The sequence below is a fragment of the Vibrio scophthalmi LMG 19158 genome, from assembly GCF_000222585.1.
In the GTDB taxonomy this organism is placed as follows: domain Bacteria; phylum Pseudomonadota; class Gammaproteobacteria; order Enterobacterales; family Vibrionaceae; genus Vibrio; species Vibrio scophthalmi.
On record NZ_AFWE01000180.1, the window covers coordinates 53384 to 77716 of the forward strand.

Annotated in this window: 24 protein-coding genes and 1 pseudogene; 11 read left to right on the top strand and 14 right to left on the bottom strand. The window is 46.9% G+C overall.

Translation table 11 applies throughout. The features are described 5' to 3' along the window. Positions 1–400: 400 nt before the first annotated feature. Positions 401–1924 carry a YifB family Mg chelatase-like AAA ATPase gene (locus tag RH88_RS14565; protein WP_005597336.1) on the top strand — a complete coding sequence of 508 codons (1524 nt, stop codon included), beginning with the start codon at positions 401–403 and terminating at the stop codon, positions 1922–1924. Positions 1925–1999: 75 nt separating this feature from the next. On the opposite strand, the pseudogene RH88_RS14570 reads toward RH88_RS14565, so the two are convergent. The 6 genes and pseudogenes from RH88_RS14570 to RH88_RS23740 form a co-directional block, all read right to left on the bottom strand. Further along, positions 2000–2990, bottom strand: a pseudogene (locus RH88_RS14570) (DUF2860 domain-containing protein). A 559-nt stretch (positions 2991–3549) separates the two neighbouring features. Further along, positions 3550–4152: a thiol:disulfide interchange protein DsbA/DsbL gene (locus tag RH88_RS14575; RefSeq protein WP_005597338.1), complete on the bottom strand. Its 603-nt coding sequence runs from the start codon at positions 4150–4152 to the stop codon at positions 3550–3552. A 31-nt stretch (positions 4153–4183) separates the two neighbouring features. Then, positions 4184–5170, bottom strand: a complete 987-nt coding sequence (locus RH88_RS14580) for a serine/threonine protein kinase (RefSeq protein ID WP_005597340.1) — start codon at positions 5168–5170, stop codon at positions 4184–4186. A gap of 53 nt (positions 5171–5223) precedes the next feature. Further along, the gene (gene ccoG, locus RH88_RS14585; protein WP_005597342.1) at positions 5224–6642 is read right to left on the bottom strand and encodes a cytochrome c oxidase accessory protein CcoG; all 1419 of its coding nucleotides are present in this window, start codon (positions 6640–6642) and stop codon (positions 5224–5226) included. Positions 6643–6930: 288 nt separating this feature from the next. Further along, positions 6931–7197 (bottom strand): YihD family protein, encoded by a 267-nt coding sequence (locus RH88_RS14590; protein ID WP_005597343.1) that lies wholly within the window; start codon positions 7195–7197, stop codon positions 6931–6933. Positions 7198–7376: 179 nt separating this feature from the next. Beyond that, positions 7377–7544 carry a hypothetical protein gene (locus RH88_RS23740; RefSeq protein WP_086027409.1) on the bottom strand — a complete coding sequence of 56 codons (168 nt, stop codon included), beginning with the start codon at positions 7542–7544 and terminating at the stop codon, positions 7377–7379. A 411-nt stretch (positions 7545–7955) separates the two neighbouring features. On the opposite strand from RH88_RS23740, the gene RH88_RS14595 reads away from it, so the two are divergent. After that, a complete protein-coding gene (locus RH88_RS14595; RefSeq protein WP_005597345.1) occupies positions 7956–8753 on the top strand; it encodes a sporulation protein in 798 nt (265 codons plus the stop codon). An 85-nt stretch (positions 8754–8838) separates the two neighbouring features. Beyond that, positions 8839–9492 carry a PAQR family membrane homeostasis protein TrhA gene (gene trhA, locus RH88_RS14600; RefSeq protein ID WP_005597346.1) on the top strand — a complete coding sequence of 218 codons (654 nt, stop codon included), beginning with the start codon at positions 8839–8841 and terminating at the stop codon, positions 9490–9492. Here the strand turns inward: trhA and RH88_RS14605 are convergent. The 5 genes from RH88_RS14605 to def form a co-directional block, all read right to left on the bottom strand. Further along, positions 9489–10934, bottom strand: coding sequence for a TrkH family potassium uptake protein (locus RH88_RS14605; protein ID WP_005597348.1), 1446 nt, complete (start codon positions 10932–10934; stop codon positions 9489–9491). The two genes, trhA and RH88_RS14605, sit on opposite strands and share 4 nt — an antisense overlap. A gap of 13 nt (positions 10935–10947) precedes the next feature. Next, complete coding sequence (gene trkA, locus RH88_RS14610; protein ID WP_005597349.1) at positions 10948–12324, bottom strand: Trk system potassium transporter TrkA; 1377 nt, start codon at positions 12322–12324, stop codon at positions 10948–10950. 160 nt (positions 12325–12484) lie between these two features. Next, a complete protein-coding gene (gene rsmB / locus RH88_RS14615; protein WP_005597350.1) occupies positions 12485–13765 on the bottom strand; it encodes a 16S rRNA (cytosine(967)-C(5))-methyltransferase RsmB in 1281 nt (426 codons plus the stop codon). 138 nt (positions 13766–13903) lie between these two features. After that, on the bottom strand, positions 13904–14851 hold the full coding sequence (fmt, locus tag RH88_RS14620; RefSeq protein WP_005597351.1) for a methionyl-tRNA formyltransferase: 948 nt from the start codon (positions 14849–14851) through the stop codon (positions 13904–13906). An 18-nt stretch (positions 14852–14869) separates the two neighbouring features. Further along, complete coding sequence (gene def / locus RH88_RS14625) at positions 14870–15379, bottom strand: peptide deformylase (RefSeq protein WP_005597353.1); 510 nt, start codon at positions 15377–15379, stop codon at positions 14870–14872. Positions 15380–15549: 170 nt separating this feature from the next. Here def and RH88_RS14630 point away from each other — a divergent pair, with 170 nt between their 5' ends. The 4 genes from RH88_RS14630 to RH88_RS14645 all read left to right on the top strand — a co-directional run bounded on the left by RH88_RS14630 (position 15550) and on the right by RH88_RS14645 (position 18810). After that, on the top strand, positions 15550–16494 hold the full coding sequence (locus RH88_RS14630; protein ID WP_005597355.1) for a hypothetical protein: 945 nt from the start codon (positions 15550–15552) through the stop codon (positions 16492–16494). Between the two features lie 3 nt (positions 16495–16497). Then, positions 16498–17637, top strand: a complete 1140-nt coding sequence (gene dprA, locus RH88_RS14635) for a DNA-processing protein DprA (RefSeq protein ID WP_005597357.1) — start codon at positions 16498–16500, stop codon at positions 17635–17637. Further along, entirely contained in the window at positions 17634–18110 is a 477-nt protein-coding gene (locus RH88_RS14640; protein WP_005597359.1) for a DUF494 family protein, read from the top strand. The genes dprA and RH88_RS14640 overlap by 4 nt, the downstream gene beginning before the upstream one ends. Before the next feature lie 121 nt (positions 18111–18231). Further along, a complete protein-coding gene (locus RH88_RS14645; RefSeq protein WP_005597361.1) occupies positions 18232–18810 on the top strand; it encodes a DNA topoisomerase family protein in 579 nt (192 codons plus the stop codon). Positions 18811–18864: 54 nt separating this feature from the next. Here RH88_RS14645 and RH88_RS14650 read toward each other — a convergent pair whose 3' ends face one another. Both RH88_RS14650 and purE read right to left on the bottom strand, forming a co-directional pair. Further along, positions 18865–20007, bottom strand: coding sequence for a 5-(carboxyamino)imidazole ribonucleotide synthase (locus RH88_RS14650; protein ID WP_005597376.1), 1143 nt, complete (start codon positions 20005–20007; stop codon positions 18865–18867). Between the two features lie 3 nt (positions 20008–20010). Beyond that, positions 20011–20496 carry a 5-(carboxyamino)imidazole ribonucleotide mutase gene (gene purE, locus RH88_RS14655; protein ID WP_005597378.1) on the bottom strand — a complete coding sequence of 162 codons (486 nt, stop codon included), beginning with the start codon at positions 20494–20496 and terminating at the stop codon, positions 20011–20013. A gap of 195 nt (positions 20497–20691) precedes the next feature. Here purE and tsaC point away from each other — a divergent pair, with 195 nt between their 5' ends. The 4 genes from tsaC to RH88_RS14675 all read left to right on the top strand — a co-directional run bounded on the left by tsaC (position 20692) and on the right by RH88_RS14675 (position 23399). Beyond that, a complete protein-coding gene (gene tsaC / locus RH88_RS14660) occupies positions 20692–21249 on the top strand; it encodes an L-threonylcarbamoyladenylate synthase type 1 TsaC (RefSeq protein ID WP_005597379.1) in 558 nt (185 codons plus the stop codon). Between the two features lie 61 nt (positions 21250–21310). After that, a complete protein-coding gene (gene hemF, locus RH88_RS14665) occupies positions 21311–22231 on the top strand; it encodes an oxygen-dependent coproporphyrinogen oxidase (protein WP_005597381.1) in 921 nt (306 codons plus the stop codon). Between the two features lie 68 nt (positions 22232–22299). After that, on the top strand, positions 22300–23133 hold the full coding sequence (aroE, locus tag RH88_RS14670) for a shikimate dehydrogenase (protein ID WP_005597383.1): 834 nt from the start codon (positions 22300–22302) through the stop codon (positions 23131–23133). Then, positions 23133–23399, top strand: a complete 267-nt coding sequence (locus tag RH88_RS14675; RefSeq protein WP_005597384.1) for a DUF1488 family protein — start codon at positions 23133–23135, stop codon at positions 23397–23399. Before aroE ends, RH88_RS14675 begins: the two co-directional genes overlap by 1 nt. On the opposite strand, the gene RH88_RS14680 is transcribed toward RH88_RS14675, so the two are convergent. Then, positions 23392–23940, bottom strand: a complete 549-nt coding sequence (locus tag RH88_RS14680) for a gamma carbonic anhydrase family protein (RefSeq protein WP_005597386.1) — start codon at positions 23938–23940, stop codon at positions 23392–23394. The two genes, RH88_RS14675 and RH88_RS14680, sit on opposite strands and share 8 nt — an antisense overlap. Between the last annotated feature and the right edge of the window lie 393 nt (positions 23941–24333).

Genomic DNA, 24333 nt, shown 5'->3' on the forward strand with positions numbered 1-24333 from the left:
TCATGAGCGATGTGCGGAGAGTTGATTATAATTTGCTGGTCTTGCCTGTCTGATTTCTATCTTAATTGATTGAAAAAAACCCCCGAACTTTTCAGTGCGGGGGTTTATCTAATTCTTGGCTTTCTTTAGCCCACTAGACCCCGCGCAATCTAATAATGACCACGATAATCAGGGCAATCAGTGCATGTGAGCGGGCGTTTAATGTCATTATTAATATCTAATGGTTGCGTGTGCGTAATATGGTACGTAATTGTTTGCGTCTCTAGTGGTATCACACATATCCGTTAAATGACAAGCAAAAACTCATTCTTTTTTCACATTATCTCAGCAAGTCGCCACGCTATATAACAAAGGTGCTATAGAAATAGCCGCCTTAAAAGTGAACATAATAAGGGAATGTATGGGTTTAGCTGTGGTATACAGCCGTGCATCGGTGGGCGTGGAAGCGCCGTTGGTGACGGTTGAGGTGCACATTAGTAATGGCATGCCGGGTTTTGCGCTGGTGGGTTTGCCAGAGACAACGGTGAAGGAGTCTCGTGATCGCGTGCGCAGCGCGATCATTAACTCGCGTTTTGAGTTTCCGGCCAAGCGGATTACGGTCAATTTAGCGCCCGCCGATTTACCCAAAGAAGGTGGCCGTTTTGATTTGCCAATTGCGTTAGGCATCTTAGCGGCTTCACAGCAAATTCCACTCAATCCACTCACTCAAAGTGAGTTTATTGGTGAACTGGCATTATCAGGGGAATTGCGAGCGGTGAAAGGCGTGTTGCCCGCGGCACTGATCGCGCAGCAACAAGGACGCCGTTTGGTGGTCCCCCATTGCAATGGTGACCAAGCCGCATTGGTGGGTAAAGAAAAACATAAATCAGCACAAAGCTTGCTTGAGGTGTGCGCCGACCTGTGTGGTCAACAAGCATTAGCCTTGCACCAAACCGATACGCAGCCACATATCGCCACTCATGCGCGAGATCTGCGTGACATCATTGGTCAGCAGCAGGGTAAGCGTGCGCTGGAAATCGCTGCCGCGGGTCATCATAACTTGTTGTTTCTTGGCCCTCCGGGCACCGGTAAAACCATGCTCGCTTCACGCCTGCGCGATTTGCTGCCAGAAATGTCGGATGATGAAGCGTTAGAGTCAGCCTCGGTGGCTTCGCTGACCCAGCAAGAAATCAATCAATTTAACTGGAAATGTCGGCCATTTCGCTCGCCGCACCACTCCAGTTCAATGGCTGCACTGGTCGGTGGTGGCTCGGTTCCTAGGCCGGGGGAGATTTCTTTGGCGCATAATGGGCTGTTATTTCTCGATGAGATGCCTGAGTTTGAACGTAAAGTGCTGGATGCATTACGTGAGCCGCTGGAATCTGGCGAGATTATTATTTCCCGTGCGCAGGGCAAAACCCGTTTTCCTGCGCGCTTTCAGTTAGTCGGAGCGCTTAATCCTAGCCCAAGTGGTCATTATGATGCCAAGCAAAGTCATGGCAACTCCCAAGCGGCACTGCGTTATTTAAGTCGTTTGTCAGGGCCGTTGTTGGATCGTTTTGATATGTCGTTAGAAATCCCAGCCTTGCCACAAGGGACATTGGCCGAAGGTGGTGAGCGAGGAGAAGCGACTGAGGTGGTGAAAGCCCGCGTGGAAAAAGCTCGCGAGGAGATGCTTGCTCGGAGTGGTAAAGCCAATGCTCTATTGGGCAGTCGAGAGATCGAGCAATACTGCCACCTTGATAGAAGTGACGCGCAATTTTTAGAGCAAGCGTTGCATCGTTTAGGCTTATCGGTTCGCGCCTATCATCGCATCATTAAAGTGGCGCGCACCATTGCTGACTTGGCTGGTGAAGCGCAGATTTCACGAGCACATTTATCTGAAGCGCTAGGTTATCGCGCAATGGATCGATTAATGCGCCATTTGCACGCACAAGCGGTATAGCTGACATCTGAGGGGGAAATAACGATATAAAAAAGCCCACCAAGTTCGGTGGGCTTAAATTGATAATCAGTCAGATTAGAAGTGGTAGTTCATACCCACTGACATGATGTAATCGGTGCGGTCGTAGAAGTCGATGTTTGAATCGCTGTTAGTGAAACCAACAAGTGAAATCAGAGACCAATCTTGCCAATCCATGATGTTTGCGTATTCATAAGCAGCGAATAGGCTGAATTCATCATCTTGGCGAGCTTTACCTGTGCCAGGGAAGTTCGCATCGTAGTCACGCGTTTTGAAGCCACCAGTTAGGGCTAGTTGGTGACGCTCCATCAACTTGAAGTAGCTTAGCTCAACACCGTAACCCGTGAATGAGTTTACATCACCATCAGCATCAATATTGGTGTAAGACAGACGTGGCGTTAAGATGGTGTGTTTGATCCAGTGCCAGTTTGTAATCGGTCTTGAATATGAAGCCTTTTGAGTCGCGACGTAGGCTATTCAGTTCAGCTGAGCTTAAGTCTGGGTGGCTAACACCTGATTGCTCATTTTCAATATCTTTAATTGCGTACGCCATGTCTACTGAGAATTTAGAGCCAGCAATGTTTTCCACTTTTAGGCGGTAGGCGTTGCCATCTTCATCGGTGGTTTTACGATCAGTACCTGTTACGAATGGGTCAGCCCAAACTTCACCAGACATGATGGTTGGCAGCATAGACGCATTGATGATCATGCCTGACGCTAGTTGGTATTTGTAACCGAGTTCAAACGCTAGTGTACCAGTGGCGATATCTTCACGAGACGTACCCGCGTAGAACTGTTGGTTTAAGCCGTTACCAAATGTATAAGCAACGTTACCTAGTGGCAGAATTAGCGCACCAGAAACTGAGTCACTAGGCGCGCCTAGGTCATCAATTTTCTTGTTGTCATCGTTGGTGTTTAGGTTTGATTCAGTTGAGTAAAAACCAGTACTGATTGATACTTCACCACTAAAACCTGCTGTATCAGACAGTTGAGCAAAGCTTGAGCCACTTACGATGGCAAGTGCTAGTAAGCTGTATTGTAATTTCATTTATGTATATCTCCGCGCAACTTACCTAACCAGCATGGCTTCGCTTGGATAAAAAAGTGATCAAAAAAAGAGTGTAGTGCAACAAATCTGATCAATCTGCTCGATATTCCAAACTGCGAGTGGGTTTGTACAATTGCATATGATTATTTTATTCGGCGCGGATTTTACTCTTTTTTATTCGCTGGGCGAATCTATTATTTTCTAAAAATGCATCATGAGTTGTTATTTATTTCTGTTGCTACTTATTGATCACCTGTATGACTCTGTTTTTTTTACATTGTTTATTCTGTCGACCGTTTTTGTTGTCTTTTTGCACAAAAGTGCAACAAAAGCATAGATGGTTGTCGTAATCGTAGCCGAATAGAAGTTGCCGTGGTGTGCTTTCTTCAAGGGGGGGATTGATTGCTACAATGTTTTTTTGTCGGGTATTAATAGGACTAATGGGTAGGCAATAATGTTGAGTCGTATCGGTTGGAAAGTAAAAAATAATAAGGGAGCCGAAGCTCCCTTATTGAATGTGGCCAAATGAATGGCGAAAAATGTGATTACTTCAAGGCCACTATTTCAACGTGGTTAGGTAATTCACCAGTGCAAAGTATTGGTCAAGGCTTTCAATTGATTGTGCTTGAACAAGGTATTTGTTATTTACCACAACAGCAGGAACACCGGTTAAACCAGCATCTTGGAATTGCTTGTCGTAACGACGTGCCATTGAGTCAACCGTAAAACCGTTGTAAGCCGCATCAAATTTCTTCGCATCAATACCTTCATCAAGGAAGATTTGACGCACTTCTTCTGCGCTGTTTGGTGCTTTACGCATTGTCTGGATGCGGTTAAACATCACTGGAGCCATCTTGTCTTCTACTTTCAGTACCACCATGGTAGCGAAAGCTTTATTTAACTCTTTGCCCATTGCGCCACCCATTAGGGATACGTGTGCTTTGTTTAGCTTCACGCCTTCTGGTAGTTGCGCTTTTAGTTGGCGAATGATTGGGTCGAAAGTTTTACAGTGTGGGCAGTAAAATGAGAAAAACTCAGTGACCGTTGGTTTTTTTGATGCTTCAAGATCAAGAACCTTGTAGTGCTCCCCTTCAGAAAATTGCGCTGCGTGAGCAGATAGGCTCAGCAGAAGGGTGGTCACAAGTGCAAACAGCTTTTTCATTATTATCTCCATTTTATTGTTTTTTTAGACGTTACCATTGCGGCATTAGGGTCAAAGGTGCTTCGTTTAACGCCGCAATTTGTTCTTTAAATGCCAATACCTGACTTTCCCAATATTTTGGATCATCAAACCAAGGGAAAGCAATTGGGAAGGCGGGATCCTGCCATCTTTTTGCCAGCCATGCCATATAATGCACCATACGTAGACCGCGCAATGGCTCAATTAGTTTCAACTCATTCATATTGAAATCACTAAATTCTTGGTAAGCCTCTAGCAAAATATCGAGCTGCATGGTTTTGTCGGCGCGATCACCGTTAAGCAACATCCACAAGTCTTGGACGGCTGGGCCATTGCGTGAATCATCCAAATCGACAAACATCGGGCCGTCACGCCACAAGATATTGCCCGGATGACAGTCACCGTGGAGACGAATGATTTGCGAAGGGGTTTGCCAATGATCTTCTAAGCGTTTGATCAGCAAATCAAGATCATTAAAGAAAGCATTTTCAAGATGCATGGGGATAAAGGTTGACTGCTGGAGCAACTGGCGAGGTTGGTAGAGGTATTCCTCTAAGCTCAGCGTTGGTCGGTGCACGAATGGCGTGCGTGATCCAACCTTGTGGATACGCCCAAGAAAGCGGCCCACACCTTCTAACTGCTCTAAATTGTCGACTTCAAACTGGCGTCCGCCAACACTGGCAAACAGAGCAAAAAGGTAGCCTTGATAGAAATGCAGGGTTTTACCTTCGATGCGGCACGGCGGCGCGACTGGGATGTCGGCTTCGATCAGTTCTAGGGTAAAGTCGTGCTCTTCTTGAATTTGCTCACTGCTCCAACGTTCAGGGCGGTAGAACTTAACTACATAACGTTGGCGCTCTTCATCGGTAAACTGATAAACGCGATTCTCATAGCTATTGAGCGGTAAAAAACCGGATTCAGCACGAATGCCGATGCTTTCGAGTGCGTACCACATAAAATCTGGGGTGAGCGCATCAAAGTTAAATGCTGTTTCTGACATAAAATAAAGGGCTCATTACTGAGCCCTTACCGTAATTGGGGGCGAGGGCAGGCTTATAACTTTTTGATAAATCTGCTTTCTACCGAGAGGGTAAATTGTTCACTGTCAGACAGTATAAACTGTATTGTTGAAACAGGAGAGCTGAGATTATCGGCTTGCATGCCCAAACTCATTGGCAGTGTTAACACTTCACCAGGTGCTACTGTCACGGTATTTTTTCCGTACCAAGAGACATCTTCTAGCCCTGTGACACTCAGTTGATACTGTTGAGTCTGTTGGGTTTTATTGATGATTTTTAGTGTATAGGTATTTTCAATCTCACCTGAGCTGTTTTCACGATAAAGCTGGCTGCGATCTCGCAGCACATTCATCCCAGCAGGGTCGACGCTGGCTATCTGGATGAAAAACAATCCGGTAATCAACAGCAATACCGCGCCGTAACCGAGCAGTTTTGGCCGCATCACCTTGGTGGACTTGCCTGATAGGCGGTGCTCGGTGGTATAGCTGATCAGTCCTTTCTCATAGCCCATTTTATCCATGGTTTGGTCACAAGCATCAATACAGGCGCCGCAGTTAATGCATTCATATTGCAAGCCGTCACGAATATCGATACCGGTCGGGCAAACTTGCACACACAAGTTACAGTCGATGCAATCGCCTAATCCCAGCGCTTTGTGATCGGCTTTGCGTGAGCGAGGGCCACGCGCTTCCCCACGCTTGCTGTCGTAGCCGACAATAAAGGTATCTTTATCAAACATGGCTGATTGGAAACGCGCATACGGACACATGTGAATACACATAATGGAGCGCATCCACCCAGCATTACCGTAAGTACAAATGGCAAAAAACATCACCCAGAATACCGGCCAAAAGCTGGACTCAAAGGTAAAGAACTCCACCACTAATTCACGGATCGGTACGAAGTAACCGGTAAAGGTGAAACCGGTCGCGAGGGCGATAGCAAACCACGCAAGATGCTTGAGGCTTTTACGCAATACCAGTGAACGAGTCAGCTTGCCTGAATCTTGTTTACGACGCTTATTGGCGTTGCCTTCCAGCTTCTCTTCAAACCAGATATAGATGAAAGTCCACACCGTTTGCGGACATAAGTAGCCACACCAGACACGGCCCAAGAAGGTGGTAATAAAAAACAGGCCAAAGGCGGCGATCACCAGCAAGGTTGCCAGTAGAGTTAAGTCCTGAGGGTACAGAGTGGTGCCAAAGAAGTTGAATTGTTGATTACCGATATCAAGCAAAATTGCTTGGCGTTCACCAAAATGAATCCATGGGATTAGCGCAAATAGCAGCAGTAAAAACCACCCGCCATAACGACGCAGCAGTTGATAAGTGCCTTTGCTTTCACGGACGTAGATTCGATTGCTGGGATTAAAGCGATCGCCTTGGGTTTTATGTGTTTTGGGATTAAACGTTTTGGGCGTTACATCTTTAATATCAATTTTGTCCTGACTCATTGTGCTTCCTTTTGGACGGTGTCGGTGCGATTTCTTTTGATCACACTCTGGTTCTTGGTGAAGTCAGGCTTAATAAAAGGCAGTTAAGATGGTGGATTAAGCTCTGATGACTTCTGGTATTGCTGCTTTTAGTTTAGGTGGCAAAGTATACAATTAATAACAATTCTATTTCTTTGACATCATTAACTATTAACAATAATCCTTGGGTTATTTTTCAGGAATAGGGCGTAAGTCGATCTCTAGGCATTAAAAAAGGCAGCCTGAGCTGCCTTGAACAATTTGTTTCGATTACTTAATGATGCCACGAGCGCGAAGAATGGCGGTTTTAAAGTCATCTTCTTGGTCTTTTTTCAGGCCCGGTATCATCTCATCTTTGCTGCTGTTGCGCATTTTAAGATGGTAGATAAGCACATCATCAGTGAGCTCCTCTAGCGGGCCTTGGTAACCGGCCTCTTTGGCTAGCTTAACCAAGAACTGCAGCATGTTCATTTCTTGGTCTTTTTGCCACTCAGGGCCTAGAAGCTCGAGCAGCTCTTCAATTCGATGGCAATTCATCAACTTTCTCCACAATAATTATAATGATTTGTCGATAAAGGTAACAAATGCTCGAGGGAAATAGCAATCTGATTAACACATTGTCGCGAAGATTTTGTCGCTAACAAGGTCAGTAAAAGCAGGATGAGTGATGGTGTTGGATCGACAAAGAAAAAAGCGCAGAGATCTGCGCTTTTTAATTATGCCGCCTTGATATGCTCTGCAGGAGTCGGAGCCAAAATGGTGTTCTTCTCCACAAGAGTCATGCTAGGCGAAAGTTTTTTCGCGACAGGCGCAGCGGCAAAACCACTACGACGACGCATTGCACTACGGTTAGTGTGCGAAAACCTGACGGTAGTTGGGCGCATCTATTTACCGAACTGTCAGGCATATCCATTGCCGATGTAATGGCCTACGGGGGCATGAGTTGAGCTTCATTACTGAAGTTTGGCTCTTTCTGGCTCTCGCCAATCCAAATGCCCGAGTAGGGTTAATGATATGCAAAACATATCAAAGATAGGTTAGCACCAAGCGATATATTGGTCGATATCTAATCACTTTAAAAGATAGCGCTGTCACCTAATTTTTGCGCTTAATACATGATTTAAAGTGCTAAATTAAACAATGTGTGATGTAAGCGAGATCTTGCTATGACAAAGCGTGACTGGTTATCAGGCAATTTCTGTGCGATCGTCTATAGAGATAAAAAAGAGAGAACTCTTTTCGCACCATCAGCGTACGATTGTATGTCTGTCGGGAGCGTTTCATGGAGGATTAAGATGTCATTTTTTAAGAAGACCCTAGCCAGTTTTGGTATTGGCTCAGCACAGGTGGATTCGGTACTTCAGCAAGAAGTGCTCTATCCCGGACAGAAGGTCAATATTACCATTCATGTTTATGGTGGTGCGACAGAGCAGGAGATTGATAATATCGATCTCAAACTTTACTGCCGCTACATCAAAGAAGTGCCGGCTGATCACAATAAGAACCAGCAAAACACAAACCGCATGCGCCGCATGCCACAAAACTACCCACTCGCGACGTGGAGTCTGCCTTATGCCTTCACGATTCATCCGGGAGAGTCCCGTGAATTCGAAGTGGAGTTGGATGTGCCGTGGAATACTCCGGTGACCATTGGCGATGCCAAAGTGTGGCTCGAAACGGGGCTTGATATCTCAATGGCCAAAGATCCGAGTGATACCGATATTGTCACAGTGCGTCCTGATCCCTTGTTGGATGGGGTGTTGTCTGCGCTAGAAGCGCAAGGCATGCGGATTCGCCAAGTGGAATGTGAAGCGGTGGATGGCTTTGAATTGCCGTTTGTACAAGAGTTTGAGTTTGTGCCGACTACCGGGCCCTATCATGGTCGTTGGCGCGAGTTAGAGCTCGTCGCTCATCGTGATACTGAACAATTGACGTTGTGGTTTGAAGTTGATCGCCATCGTGAAGGGGCCAAAGGTATGCTGGCCAGTTTGTTGGGCGTGGGGCAATTAAAGCGTGAGCTCACCATTCCATTGAATGCAACGCCGACTGAAGCCGGCCAACAGGTGATCGAGTACCTCGAGTCGACCTGTTAACAGTATTTACAATAACTTGAGCTTACACGTGTAAGCTAAATGTGGCATACTCAGGTGGAAATGTTCAAACACCTGAGTAAACGTTATGTCTGAAACCAGCAACGCAGCGTACAGCGCTAAAGAAGAGCTCGCGAATACGATTACTCATGCGATCGGAATGGTACTGGGTATTATCGGTTTGGTAATGCTGTTGCTTAAAGCCCATGCTTACCATGCCGATGCGCTGACTATTGCTAGCTACACCATTTACGGCGCCAGTATTATTGTGCTGTTTCTTGCCTCAACGCTCTATCATGCCATTCCCTCACCACGAGCCAAACGCGCACTCAAAACCTTTGACCATTGCGCGATTTATTTGCTGATTGCTGGCAGCTATACCCCATTTTTACTGGTGAGCTTACGCACCCCTTTGGCGATTGGCTTGATGGTGGTGATTTGGAGCATTGCGCTTGTCGGCATCATTATGAAGGTCGCTTTTGTCTATCGCTTTAAGCGCTTATCTTTGGTGACTTATCTGTTGATGGGCTGGTTATCACTGGTGGTGATTTATCAATTAGCGCTGCATGTTCAATTGGGTGGCTTGATTCTGCTTGGCTTGGGTGGGGTGATTTATTCGCTCGGGGTGATTTTTTATGTCGCGAAGCGCATCCCCTACAATCATGCTATATGGCATGGTTTTGTGTTAGCAGGATGCGCTTGTCACTTTTGTGCGATTTATTACTATGTGACGCCGGTTTAACGACGCCAGAAGGCTGGGAAGAACAGCACCAAGATGGTTAAGATTTCTAGCCTTCCCATCAACATACCGAAACTCAATATCCATTTCGCTGTATCAGGCAGTGAAGCAAAGTTCCCTGTTGGGCCGATATGCGCCCCCATGCCAGGACCGACGTTGGCGACGGCCGTTACCGCACCAGAAATACTGGTGGTTGGGTCAAGGCCAAGTGAGCTTAAGCAACCCGCAACAAAGATGATAGTGAGAAAATAAACCAGACAGAAGGCCACCACCGAACGCACGATGTCGTCGTTCACTGGGCGCTGATTATAGCGTTGAACAAACACGCCCGATGGATGGACTAGTTTCATCATCTGCTTGTGCAACAAGGTCATGGCGATTTGGATACGGAATATTTTAATCCCGCCAGATGTCGAGCCAGAGCAAGCTCCCACCATCAGTAGAAAAGCAAATACCGTGGTAGGCAATGCGCCCCAAGCGGTGAAATCTTCCAAACCAAAACCCGTCGTCGTCACAACAGAAACGATATTGAACATCGAAACCCGCAATGCATCGAGTACCGCGTAGTCGTTATGAATTACCAACCATGCACTGACGATCAAGCTACTGCCTAAGAACAGATAGGTAAAGCCACGCACCTGGGCATCTTTAAGCAAAATGCTCGGATGACGCTTGGTGAGAGCGGAAACAAAGAGCAAGAAGGGTAGTCCACCCAAGAACATAAACAGCGTCGCATTCCAATGAGCACTGTGTGAGAAGTGGTTCATTGAGCCATCAGAGGTGGAGTAACCGCCGGTTGATAGCGTGGTAAAAGAGTGGTTGATGGCTTCGAATACCGTCATGCCAGAGAGTAAGAAACCAATCATGCATAGACCGGTGAGGATCAGATACACCAGTACGATGTTCTTCGCGACGGTTTTCGCCCGTGGGCTACTTTTGTCTGACCAATCGGATGATTCAGTTTGGAACAGCTTCATACCACCAACGTTAAGCATTGGTAGTACCGCTACCGCCATTACGATAAAGCCAATCCCGCCGAGCCATTGCAATATCGAGCGCCACAGCAAGATACTTGGCGCCATGTTGTCGAGTCCACTTAGTACGGTTGAGCCGGTTGTGGTGATACCAGACATGGTCTCAAAGTAAGCATCGGTAAAGCTGATGTGGTTGATAAAGACAAATGGCAGTGCTGCAAAGGCGCTGGCAATGGTCCACACCAAACTGGTGATGAGGAACATGTCACGCACGCTGAGTTTAAAATTGGCCGTTCGGCCAATCGATAGGCATAAAAACGCAGCCACATGGGTGATGATTAGTGACTGGCCAAACTCGATAAAACCAGAGGTGCCAGAAAAGAATGCCACAAGAGTGGGGACGTACATGAATAGGGCGAGCTTAGACAGCACTAACCCTATCACGAATAGTACGGGACGAAAGTTAACCATGGTATATCATGCCTTAGAGGAAGAACGGGCTCGGCTGGAAGAGTGCTTCTACATCCGGAACATACTTCTTATCTACTAAGAACATCACCACGTGGTCATCCTGTTCAATCACGGTGCGGTCATGGGCAATTAAGACTTCATCACCACGCACAATTGCGCCAATGGTGGTGCCTGATGGTAAGCGAATTTCACCGATCGCGCGGCCAACCACTTTTGAGGTGGTTTCATCGCCGTGGGCAATGGCTTCAATCGCTTCTGCGGCCCCGCGACGTAGTGAGGATACGTTAACAATATCGGCACGACGTACGTGAGTTAGCAAAGCAGAAATCGTCGCTTGTTGCGGTGAAATAGCAACATCAATCGCGCCGCCTTGGACTAAGTCAACGTAAGCACCACGTTGGATCAGTACCATGACTTTCTTAGCGCCCATGCGTTTGGCTAGCATGGCTGACATGATATTGGTTTCGTCTTCGTTAGTGAGAGCGATGAACACATCAACTTGGTCGATGTTTTCTTCCGCTAGCAATTCTTGGTCAGCGGCGTCGCCACAGAAGACGATGGTATTTTCTAACTCTTCAGATAGGCGCTCGGCACGTTGATAGCTACGTTCAATCAACTTCACGCTGTAGTTTTGTTCTAAACGTCTTGCAAGGCTAGCACCGATGTTACCCCCACCCACAATCATGATGCGGCGGTAAGGTTTTTCTAGGCGTTGTAGTTCACTCATTACCGAGCGAATATGGTTACTGGCAGCAACGAAAAAGACTTCGTCATCGGCTTCAATTATGGTGGTGCCTTGTGGGCGAATTGGACGGCCTTGGCGGAAAATCGCCGCCACACGAGTATCAATGTGCGGCATGTGTTCACGCAAAGCAGATAGGGCATTACCCACCAGTGGGCCACCGTAATAGGCTTTGACCGCGACTAGGCTGACTTTCTGCTCGGCAAAACTCACCACTTGCAGTGCGCCAGGATATTGAATTAAGCGTTCGATGTAGCTGGTAACCAATTCTTCAGGGGCGATAAGGTGATCGACCGGAACGGCACCTGATTGGAATAAAGCTTCTTTTTCAGCGAGGTATTGAGGGGAGCGTATGCGGGCGATGCGGTTAGGAGTATTAAACAAAGAGAATGCGACTTGGCAGGCAGCCATGTTGGTTTCGTCGGTATTGGTTACCGCGACCAGCATGTCGGCATCTTGTGCCCCAGCTTCTCTGAGTACATCCGGATGGCTTGCATGGCCATTGATTACCCGTAAATCATATTTATCTTGTAGCTCGCGCAGGCGATCGCTGTCTTTATCGACAATGGTGATGTCGTTGTTTTCGCCAACAAGGTTTTCAGCTAGTGTGCCGCCAACCTGACCTGCACCAAGAATGATGATTTTCATATTCTTATCTCATTTAACTGCTGATATACCGTCATAATATGTGGCTTTCAAACGTTATTTGCCGAGCATATTCGGTATAGAGCTTTTTTCAATGCATTGAAAATAATAGTGAAGCCGGCAAAGCGCAAGCTTCACTTTGATTACTCAGTGTGATGTAACGTTATGCGCGCTTAGTCATCACCGCGTAGTAGAAGCCATCCATATCTTCTTCACCTGGCAGAATTTGACGGCCAGGGTTCTCGATATCAGAACCTTGCAGCTCTGCATTGGCAGTACGAGCAAGGAAGGCTTTAACCTGATTTTTGTTCTCTTGCGGTGTGATAGAACAGGTTGCGTAGACCAGTGTGCCGCCAACTTTAAGCTGTTGCCACATTGCATCTAAGATTTCACTTTGTAGTGCTGCCAGCGCTTCAATATCGTTGGCGCGACGTAGCCACTTGATGTCAGGGTGGCGACGAATTACGCCTGTTGCTGAACATGGCGCATCCAGTAGGATGCGATCGAATTGCTCACCTTGCCACCACTCTTGAGGGTAGCGTGCATCACCACAAATAACATCGGCACGCAGTTGTAGACGCTCAAGGTTGTCATAGACGCGGTTTAGACGAGTCGCATCACTATCAATTGCTACCACTTCCGTATCAACGGTGTGCTCAAGAATATGTGCAGTTTTACCACCAGGCGCGGCACAACAATCTAGGATCAACTCGCCATCTTTTGGTGTTAGGTAATCAACGGAAAGCTGCGCTGCCGCGTCTTGTACCGATACCCAGCCTTTGTCAAAGCCCGGAAGCAGAGTGACATCGCAAGGGGAATCTAGTTTGATCGCGTCTGCCGCATAAGCGTGTACGCTACAACCGATCTCAGCTTCTTGCATCAGAGCTAAGTATTCATCACGCGTGTGGTGTTGGCGGTTAACGCGCAGCCACATCGGCGCTTTGCTGTTGTTGGCTTCAACGATATTTTCCCACTGTTGTGGGTAGTGCTCTTGCAGCAGTTTTAGTAACCAGCTAGGGTGACCGTATTTACCCGCATTGTGGCTAACGGCAATCGCATCAAGCTCTTCTTGATTACGTAGGTAGTTACGTAATACCGCGTTAATTAGACCGCGTAGGCTTGGGCCACGGAGTGTCTCTGTACCTTCTACCGTTTCAGCAACGGCTGCGTGTGAAGGAATGCGCATGAAGCTCAGCTGATAAATGCCCACCAAGATCAAGTGGTGGAATACACGCTTTTTACCTTTTAATGGGTTCTCCATTAGCTCGTTGGCAATGGATTCAAGACGCGGTAGGTAGCGTAATGCGCCGTAACAGATTTCTTGAAGCAGTGCGTGGTCGCGTGGGCGAATGGTTTTTTGAGCCGCAGGAAGTGCGTGTGATAGTGAGTGACCTTTGTCTACCACTTGAAATAGGACGTTGGCAGCAGCAGCGCGAACATTCATGGTGAATACCTTAAATTAGATGGGGACATCTCTGTCCCCTAAAATGTACTGACAGTCATGCGACTGTGGTTACGTGTTTGTCATGGTGAAGCGAGTGCACGATATTATTAGTGCACAATGTTATTCGTGCGCCACGGATTAATTCAGTTGGCTACCCACTTCAAACCAAGCGGCACGTGAGTTCAAGATATCTTGAACTGACATGGCTTTCTTGCCTGGAACTTGCAGCTGCTCCAATACCAGCACGCCGTTGCCAGTGGCAACATAGATACCCGTTTTATCTGCTTGGATAATAGTCCCAGCAGGCTGATCACAACTTTGATCTGCAACACGGCTTTGCCATACTTTGATGCTGTTTTCAGCCACTTCAAAGTGGCTCATTGGCCATGGATTGAAAGCTCGCACACAACGTTCGATGTGCGCAGCATCGTCATTCCAATCAATGCGCGCTTCTTCTTTGCTGAGTTTTTTGGCGTAATTCGCCAATTCATCGTCTTGCTTAACGGCAACGGCCGTTCCAGCTGCGATATCATTCAAGCATTCAACCAGAGCAACAGGGCCAAGTTCTGCTAGCTTTGCGTACATCGAAGAGCTGGTGTCACTTGCTTCAATCGGTAGTGTTGCCACTTTTAGCATGTCACCGGTATCAAGACCGATATCCATCTGCATGATCGTTACGCCAGTTTCGGCATCGCCTGCCCAAATTGAACGTTGAATCGGCGCGGCACCACGCCAACGGGGCAAGATTGAACCGTGCACGTTAATACAACCGAGTTTTGGTGTATCAAGTACCACTTGCGGCAGCAATAAGCCGTAAGCGACCACAACCATGATGTCTGCATTCAGATCGGCTAGCTGTTGCTTTGCTTCATCTGATTTGAAGTTTTCCGGTTGATAAACAGGAATGTTGTGTTCAAGTGCAACATTCTTCACCGCGCTGGCGGTCAGTTTTTTACCACGACCCGCTGGGCGGTCAGGGTTGGTGTATGCTGCAATAACTTCGTGCTCCGAAGACAACAACGCCGCCAAATGAAGGGCGGCGAAATCCGGAGTACCAGCAAATACAATACGTAAAGGTTTGCTCAAGGTACCTTCCTTTTGAATTTATTGTTTTTCGTTAAAACGTTTGATCTTAGCCAGTTTGTCTTGAATGCGCTTACGCTTTAGCGGCGATAAGTAGTCAACAAACAGTTTGCCTTGTAAGTGATCAAGTTCGTGTTGTACGCAGATCGCTAATAGGTCATCTGCTTCAAACGAAAACGCTTCACCGTCACGATTCAGTGCTTTAACCGTCACTTCTGCCGCGCGTGGCACAAGGGCGCGAGCACCAGGGACAGATAGACAGCCTTCTTCAATACCATCCTCACCACGTTTTTCGATGATTTCTGGGTTGATCAGAACCATTGGTTCATCACGGGTTTCAGAAATGTCGATCACGACGATACGTTGGTGGATGTCAACTTGTGTTGCTGCTAGGCCAATGCCTTCTTCGTCGTACATGGTTTCGATCATGTCATCGACGATTTTTTGGATTTCAGGGGTGACGGCTTCGACAGGTTTTGCCACTGTGCGAAGGCGATCATCCGGGAATGTTAATACTTGTAATACAGACATATACACTCGATAGATTGATTTGTGCCGAATCGAGATAAACCTCGTTGGCTCAATTCTAGACATTTTATAGGGCAAATGACAGCATCATTACGCTTTTTGAATTTCAAATGTGCCGATAAAGTAACCATTTTTGTTGTGTGGTTTGGCGCCAAAAACACAAGGATTGAGGTATGTATCGAATACTACCTGCGATTGTTTTGCTGATTTTGTCTCTGCTTACCCTTACCCAAGCCAGTGCGAATTTGACATCGAGTGCCGATCAGGCGGAAACCGGGATACAGGTGAAGCTGTTGGTTAAACTGAGTCCAAAAATTCGAATTTCTCAAGCTCAACCACAAGATCAGTCTCGTTCAATTACATCGTCGTATCGGCATGATTTTTCCTTTCTCCCTGCTCTGTTATTGACCAAGCTAGAGTTGGATCGTGCTAGTCGTGTACTCGGCGCACGCAGTGGGCGGCGCTTATTATCAGATAACGAAGCGCTCATTATCCAAGGCTCACATTCACAAGGGTTATGGGGGATTTACCGCCCGCTTGATACTTATGTTCGCGATGAGCAAACCGTGGTGGTTTTAAAGCGCGTGGCGATTGCTGAATTACAATCCCGCGAGAAACACTTCTCAACCTTGCAAGTGCGCCAGCAACAGCAAGAGATATTACGAGATGATGTGGTGCTACCGCTCGATAGCCAAACCCGTGACGCTCATTCTTTTGCTTATTCACTCCATCCCATAATCGAGAACCGGCTCACCACGATATTAGGTGCGATTGATGGTCGTGATTATGTCGTTAAAAACCAAATAGTGGTGCTTAATCGTGGTCAGCAAGAAGGGGTTGTACAAGGAAGTTGGTTTGATTTGTACCAAGCACCAGTATTGAGTGAGTTGAGTGATCACCTCGCGACTGATGAAAAGCGTGTGATAGAAAAACAGCCAAGTTTGTCCATTGGCCGTCTAAGAGTCATTGATGCGGAGCAGTATTTTAGTTTGGCGCTGGTTACAGAAAGCCGCCAACCGATCGGGTTTGATACGGTAGTGCAATCGTCATCCTCCGCCGATTCGACTCACTCTTTAACCGCGCCAATAGCGATCGCCAGCGGCGGAGAGATGCGATAAATCATGATTGTAGAGAGTAATGAGCCTGATCTCGACCTTATCGCGTGGCTGACGCTTTACTTCACCCCAAGGCTTGGGCCCAAAGGGATGAGTAAGCTACTTAGCAAGGCATCTGCAACGCAGTTAGTCACTTATGATTCGCCGCAACTTTTGGCGCTCGGCTTAACTGAAGCGCAAGTGAGGTCAATTCAACAGCCGAATCAGCTTTATTTAATGCAATGTTTAGAGTGGCTGCATGCATCGACAGAGCACCATATTATCACGTTGCAGTCGGAGTCTTATCCGCCGCTATTGAAACAGATTTCTGCACCGCCGGCAGTATTGTTTGTTAAAGGTGATTTGAATGCATTACATCAGCCACAAATTGCCTTGGTCGGCAGTCGTCATGCCTCGATTGATGGTTTAAACAACGCCAAACACTTCGCTGCCGCATTGGTTCAGCATGGTTTGGTGGTCACCAGTGGCTTGGCGCTAGGTATTGATGGTTATGCGCATGATGGGGCTCTAACGGCGAAAGGCAAAACCATCGCAGTACTGGGTTGTGGTCTTGAGCATGTTTATCCCGCTCGCCATCGAAAACTCGCAGCACGAGTGGTGCAAAATGGCGCTTTGGTATCGGAGTTTCACCCTCGAACGTTGCCGAAAGCGAGCAACTTTCCGCGCCGTAATCGCATTATTAGTGGTTTGTCGCTGGGTGTCTTAGTTGTGGAAGCGGCGGAAAAAAGCGGTTCTCTGATCACCGCGCGCTATGCTGCAGAGCAAGGTCGAGACGTTTTTGCTATTCCTGGCTCTATTCAAGTGCCCCAAGCGAGAGGATGTAACAGCCTGATCCAGCAAGGGGCGTGCTTAGTACAAAGTGAACAAGATGTGTTAAATGAAATAGATACACTGTTGCGCTGGTCTAATATTAATAAGCCTTTAATGCAAATTGAGCATAGCTTGGAAAAAGAGCAGAAAGAACAATTGCCATTTGCCAAGCTGTTAGCTAACGTAGGAGCCGAAGTAACACCTGTTGATATTCTGGCACAAAGGACCAATATCCCTGTGCAAGAGGTCATGATGCAGCTCTTAGAGCTTGAGCTTTCAGGGCATGTTGTTGCGGTTTCCGGTGGCTATATTCGTAAGGGGAGGGGCAAGCTATGATGATGGATATCTTGATGTATCTATTTGAAACTTATATCCATAGTGATGCTGAGTTACAAGTTAATCAAGATGAGCTCGAAGATGAATTGCTTCGCGCTGGTTTTGAACAAAGTGACATTTATAAAGCCCTTATCTGGCTAGAAGATTTGGCAGCACTACAGCAAAGCGAAGAGCATGCAGCGATTTCGGTGAGCGGTGCGGTGTCGACGCGCATTTACACTGCGCAAGAAATGGATCGCCTAGATGTCGAGTGTCGTGGTTTTCTGATGTTTCTTGAGCAAGTTAATGTGTTGACCACGGAAACACGAGAGATGGTCATTGACCGTATCATGGGTTTGGAAACCGATGATTTTGAGCTCGACGATCTAAAATGGATCGTACTCATGGTGTTGTTTAATGTACCAGGCAACGAAAATGCCTACACGCTAATGGAAGAGCTTTTGTACAGTAAAGAGCAAGGCATCCTTCATTAATCCCAACCCAATCCATTAGTCGGCTTGATCGAGATTGATTTACTCATCTATCTTGTCATAAAAGAAGCCTAATGGCGTTTGAGTTGGTTTTCACAGTCAGTGAAAGGCAGTAAGTGGAATTATGAGTAGTAAAATAGATCAGCAATTATTTTCTGCCCATGAACACGCTCTTGAGCATCAAGCTTGTCCTAAGTGTCAAGATGAGCAACGTGAGGGCGTGTTACAACTTCGCCATGGTAAACATGGCCCATTCTTGGGATGTAATCTCTACCCAGAATGCGATTTTATCAAGCCTCTGCACCAAAACGATGGTCATATCATCAAAGAGTTGGGCGTCCCATGTCCGCAGTGCGGTAATGAGTTGGTGTTACGCCAAGGTCGTTATGGGATGTTTATTGGTTGCAGCGCTTACCCGCAATGTCACCACATCGAATCTTTAGAACAGGAAGAGCAAGCCTCTACTGACATGATTGCCTGTCCGGAGTGCAGCAAAGGTCACTTGGTTGAACGCAAAACTCGTTTCGGTAAACTCTTTTACGCGTGTGATAACTATCCTAAGTGTAAGTTTGCCGTTAATCAGCCACCAATAAAGGGGCGCTGTGAGTTGTGTGGTTTTCCATTACTGATCGAAAAGAAGTTGGCGAGTGGCATCAAATATCAGTGTGCGGAACGAAAATGTCAGCATACGCAGTCACAATAAAAACGGCGCTGATTAAGGCGCCGTTTTTTTATGACTTCATTTTCTAATCCGAACTCAAAGTGAGAACTTATTAAAGCCAGCGGCAAAGTTATGAATCGCTGGGAAGGCTTGTTGATCGAGCTGTTCGGCTAAGGCGCATAAACGACGTTGCAGTTCACCGCTATAATCACCACATACATTGATGTGGCCCATTTTACGACCTGCTCGTTTCTCTTTGCCGTACCAATGAATATGGCAGCCATCCATTGCCAGTAGGGCTGGCGGTAGAGTGTCTTCGCCCAATATGTTGATCATAGTGGTTTCACGCACCAGTTTAGTGCTGCCAAGTGGTAAGCCACACACTGCCCGTAGATGGTTTTCAAACTGACAGGTTTCAGCGCCTTGTTGAGTCCAGTGACCTGAGTTATGCACTCGAGGCGCAATTTCATTGACCAGCAAGTTGCCATCCACGTCAAAGAACTCCAGGGCTAACACCCCAACATAATCTAAACTTTGTGCCACGGCGGTGAACATCTGCTGTGCTTGTTCTTGTAGTGCGGGATCGGCGATTGCAGTTGAAAGGCTCAGTACACCATCGGTATGGACGTTTTCCGCCAATGGATAAACGGCGATAGATCCGTCTTTACCACGAGCACCAACCAAAGATACTTCACGGCTAAAAGGCACAAATTCTTCCGCGACGATGGCTTGGTTATCACTGCTCGCGATACACTGTGCCATCTCTTGCCAAACAGCATCGATGTTGTTGGCGTCTTTTAAGCGCCATTGACCCTTGCCATCGTAACCCCCGAGGGCGCTTTTCAGTACCATCGGCAAACCGACATGCTCAATGGCGACAAGGAAATCTTCGTATGTGTTGATCACGGCATAGTTGGCATTGCGTACACCCGCATTGTCGAGCAGCGCCTTCTCAATGCGACGATCCCCCCCAGCTTTGAACGCTTGGCTGGACGGAAGGAATTTACCACTGCGTTGGCATAGGTCGAGAATATCGTGAGGGATATGTTCAAATTCGGCGGTAATGACATCCGCTTGCGCGATCGCACTGGCCAGATCTTGTTTAATCTCAACTTGAGTGAGTGGGTGAACCACTTTGCCTTGGCTAACATCATAAGCGGTGAGCTCAATATTTAATGGGGCTCCCGCCAGAGACATCATTCGTGCCAATTGACCGGCACCTAACACCAATACGCGCATCACTTAGTCCTCAGCTGGGTTTGGATTGGCTAATACAGTTTCCGTTTGCTCGGCGCGGAAGGCTTCAACCTTGGCCATAATGGATTCATCATGCGTACCAAGAATTTGCGCTGCAAGAATACCGGCGTTGGCAGCGCCTGCTTCGCCAATGGCAAGCGTGCCAACGGCAATGCCTTTTGGCATCTGTACAATTGAGAGCAGTGAATCCATTCCTTTTAAAGCGCGTGATTGCACTGGCACACCAAGGACAGGGACAGAGGTAAACGCCGCTGCCATACCTGGAAGATGAGCAGCGCCGCCAGCGCCGGCAATAATAACTTTAATACCGCGTTCTTTCGCGCTAGAAGCGTAATCCGCAAGCAGTTGAGGAGTGCGGTGCGCTGAAACGACTTTGGTTTCATAACTGACACCAAATGTGTCGAGCATTTCTGCTGCGAGCTTCATGGTTGGCCAATCCGATTTTGAACCCATGATAATACCGACTTTCATCTCAAACTCCTTCAAGCTGCCATTAGGTGAATACGTGTTTTGTGCGCATTATACGAGTATTTTTCTCTCAAGCAAACGTTTGCGTCAGGGTTGAAATACAATAGACATAATTTATAAATAAATTGCTTTAGTCACCAAGATGGATTGTTAGTACACTGAGCAAAAATGTTAATAGAAATATGAAAGGAACGCGAAGTGGACAACTTTGAGCAGGCATTGACCGCCTTGCAACAGGGCGAAGTGATTGCCTACCCAACAGAAGGTGTATTTGGCGTCGGTTGTGATCCAGATAATCCGCAAGCTATTCAGAAACTGCTCACGCTAAAGCAAAGACCAGTAGAGAAAGGGTTGATTCTGATTGCTGCTAATTATCAGCAGCTTGTACCGTATATTGATGAGTCACAGTTAACGGAACAGCAGCTGCAGACTGTCCAAGCTACTTGGCCTGGGCCATATACTTGGATTATGCCAATCAGCGATAAAGTGTCAGATTGGGTTTCGGGACAATTTGATTCGATCGCCGTACGCGTTACTGATCACCCATTGGTACAGCAAATGTGTTTAGCCTTTGGCAAACCAATCACGTCAACCAGTGCTAATTTATCGGGTTTGGCACCGTGCATGACCACAGAAGAAGTAGAACAACAACTTGGCGATCAGCTGGTGGCCATTTTACGTGGTACAACGGGTGGTCGTGATAAACCAAGTGAAATTCGTGACGCCAAAACCCTACAAGTGTTGCGACAGGGCTAAATAGCAACTGTCATGCTCTAAGCGCCATAATAATAAGCTCAAAATGAATCAAGGAAGTCACATGCCAAGCTCAATTGATAAGCAAGCCGTAAAACAATTTCTAATGGCGTTGCAAGACAGTATTTGCCTTCAGCTCGAACGAGCGGATGGTGCCGGTATTTTTAAAGAAGATGCTTGGCAGCGCGAACCGGGTGAACATCTTAGTGGCGGTGGTCGAACTCGAGTCATGACAAGCGGAAATGTGTTTGAACAAGGTGGGGTTAACTTCTCACATGTGATGGGAAAACAGATGCCAGCGTCCGCCACGGCTCATCGTCCGGAGTTGGCTGGTCGTCGCTTTGAAGCGATGGGGGTTTCTTTGGTGATGCATCCGCATAACCCTTATGTGCCGACATCGCATGCTAATGTCCGTTTCTTTATTGCTGAAAAAGAGGGCGAAGAGCCGATTTGGTGGTTTGGGGGTGGCTTTGACTTAACGCCGTTTTATCCTTTTGAGCAAGATTGCGTTGATTGGCATGCTTGTGCCAAAAATCTTTGCGCCCCATTTGGCGATGGTGTTTATGCTGAGCATAAGGAATGGTGCGATAAGTATTTCTATCTCCCACATCGTGATGAAACACGTGGCGTGGGCGGGCTGTTTTTTGATGATTTGAATCAGTGGGGGTTCGAGCGCAGCTTTAACTACATGAAAACCATTGGGGCGGGATATACGCAAGCTTATCTGCCGATTGTTGAACGTAGGAAGGCTACCGGGTATGGCGAGCGTGAGCGTCAGTTCCAACTTTATCGTCGTGGCCGTTATGTGGAGTTTAACCTTGTGTGCGATCGTGGCACTTTGTTTGGTTTACAAAGTGGTGGAAGAGCTGAATCGATATTAATGTCGATGCCGCCATTGGCGCGTTGGGAATATGGTTACCAACCGGAAGCGGGATCGCCAGAAGCACAACTCTACGATCACTACCTCAAACCACGACAGTGGTAGTTCTTCCCTCTATATATAGATAGTGATAGGGTCTTGATAGACCCTTTTTAATTTCTGGTAGTAAGGACATGACTCAGCAAATTGATCGCTATGCCGTTTTCGGCAACCCAATCGGCCACAGTAAATCACCGTTTATTCATACCTTGTTTGCTCGCCAAACCAATCAACCGTTAACCTATACCGCCGAGCTTGCCCCCGTCGATGGATTCAATGAGAGCGCACAAGCCTTCTTTGCCGACAGAGGGCGAGGTTGTAACGTGACGGTACCTTTTAAGGAAGCGGCTTATTTGTTTGCTGACCGGTTGACGGAACGTGCTCAACTAGCTGGTGCGGTTAATACACTTAAGAAGTTAGATGACGGCATTATCCTAGGTGACAATACTGATGGTGAAGGGCTAGTCCAAGACTTATTGCAATATCAAGTGCCACTAAAAGACGCTCGTATCCTTATTATTGGTGCTGGTGGTGCGGCGCGCGGTGTGATTAAGCCATTACTTGATCAACAACCAAGCCAGCTGGTTATTAGTAATCGTACTTTTAGTAAAGCAGAGCAATTAGCGCAAATGTTCCAGCCTTATGGCAATGTAGTCGCAACCGCAATGGAAGAGATTGATCAAGCCTTTGATGTGATCATCAATTCAACATCAGCCAGCTTGAGTGGTGAGCTACCAGCAATATCATCACAAATCTTTGCTTCTCATAGCAGTGTCTATGACATGATGTACGGCCAAGGCAAAACGACGTTCAATCAGTGGGCGCTCGAGCAAGGTGCGACTTGTGTCTATGATGGTTTGGGTATGTTGGTCGGCCAAGCGGCAGAAAGCTTTATGTTGTGGCGCGGGCTAAGACCCGGTACAAAGCAAATCCTACGTGAACTGAGAAAAAACCTAGAAGGTATATAATGAATCAATCCATTCTCTTCCCTGATACGCAAGCTTGGGATGATGAGCAGCAAGCGATCGTATTTCCTGCTCAGCAATCCGGTGCATTGATTGAGTGTCTGATTAGCCAAGTTGAGTTAGAGCGACTATCAGGTCAGAGTATTGCTAACAGCCAGCAAGCATTAGAGGTTTTTGCTCAATACCGTTTTGATCTTGAAGAGCTGGCTGAAGCATTAATAGAAGAGGAAGAATTTAACCCTCAAGGGAAAATTGAAGTGGTTAACTGATTTCTACCACGTTATGAAGGTAGTCCTCTTTATTCTGTACATAGTTGTCCGCTGACTTCTGTAAAAAGGCGCGTTCTTTCTCATGCAAAAGGCGCGCTTGTTTTACTGGGCTGCCAACATACAAGTAACCACTCTCGAGTATCTTGCCGGGAGGGACCAAACTTCCTGCACCAATCATCACTTCTTTTTGAATCACTGCGCCATCAAGAACAATTGCGCCCATCCCAACGAGAACGCGATCTTCAATCGTACAACCATGTAGCATTACTTTATGACCAATCGTCACATCGTTACCAATAATAAGAGGGTAGCCATTCGGGTTCTCACTATTTTTATGGGTAACATGCAATACGCTGCCATCTTGTACATTGGTGCGTTGGCCAATATGAATATGGTTCACATCGCCCCGCGCAGCCACGAGTGGCCAGATACTGGAATCATCACCAATCGAGATATCCCCGACTAAAACTGAGCTACTATCTATATAAACACGCTCACCGATAGCGGGAGCAATACCTTTATAGCTACGTAATGCTGTCATTGTTACTCCTTAAAAGAGAAATATGGCACTTTTAGCCATAGAAGAGTTGAAGAAATAGCCATCTTTGATTAGAAAACACCCAAACAACAAAAAAATACAAAAAAAACACTAAAAAGGACTTGCCAACGTGACGCCGATCTCTATAATGCGACCTCACTGACACGGCGACGGTTCGAAAGAAACGAGAGTCGAGTTGGTACGGTTACTTAGCCAAGCAAATTGCTTGAAAAAAAGTTTGAAAAAAGTGGTTGACACTAAACTTTAACTCGCTAAAATGACCGCCTCTTCCGAAGTGATGTGAGTCACAAAGAAGAACGCTCTTTAACAATATAAACCTATCAATCTGTGTGGGCACTCGTTGATGATAATCCAATAAGTTATTGCTTAGGCAAT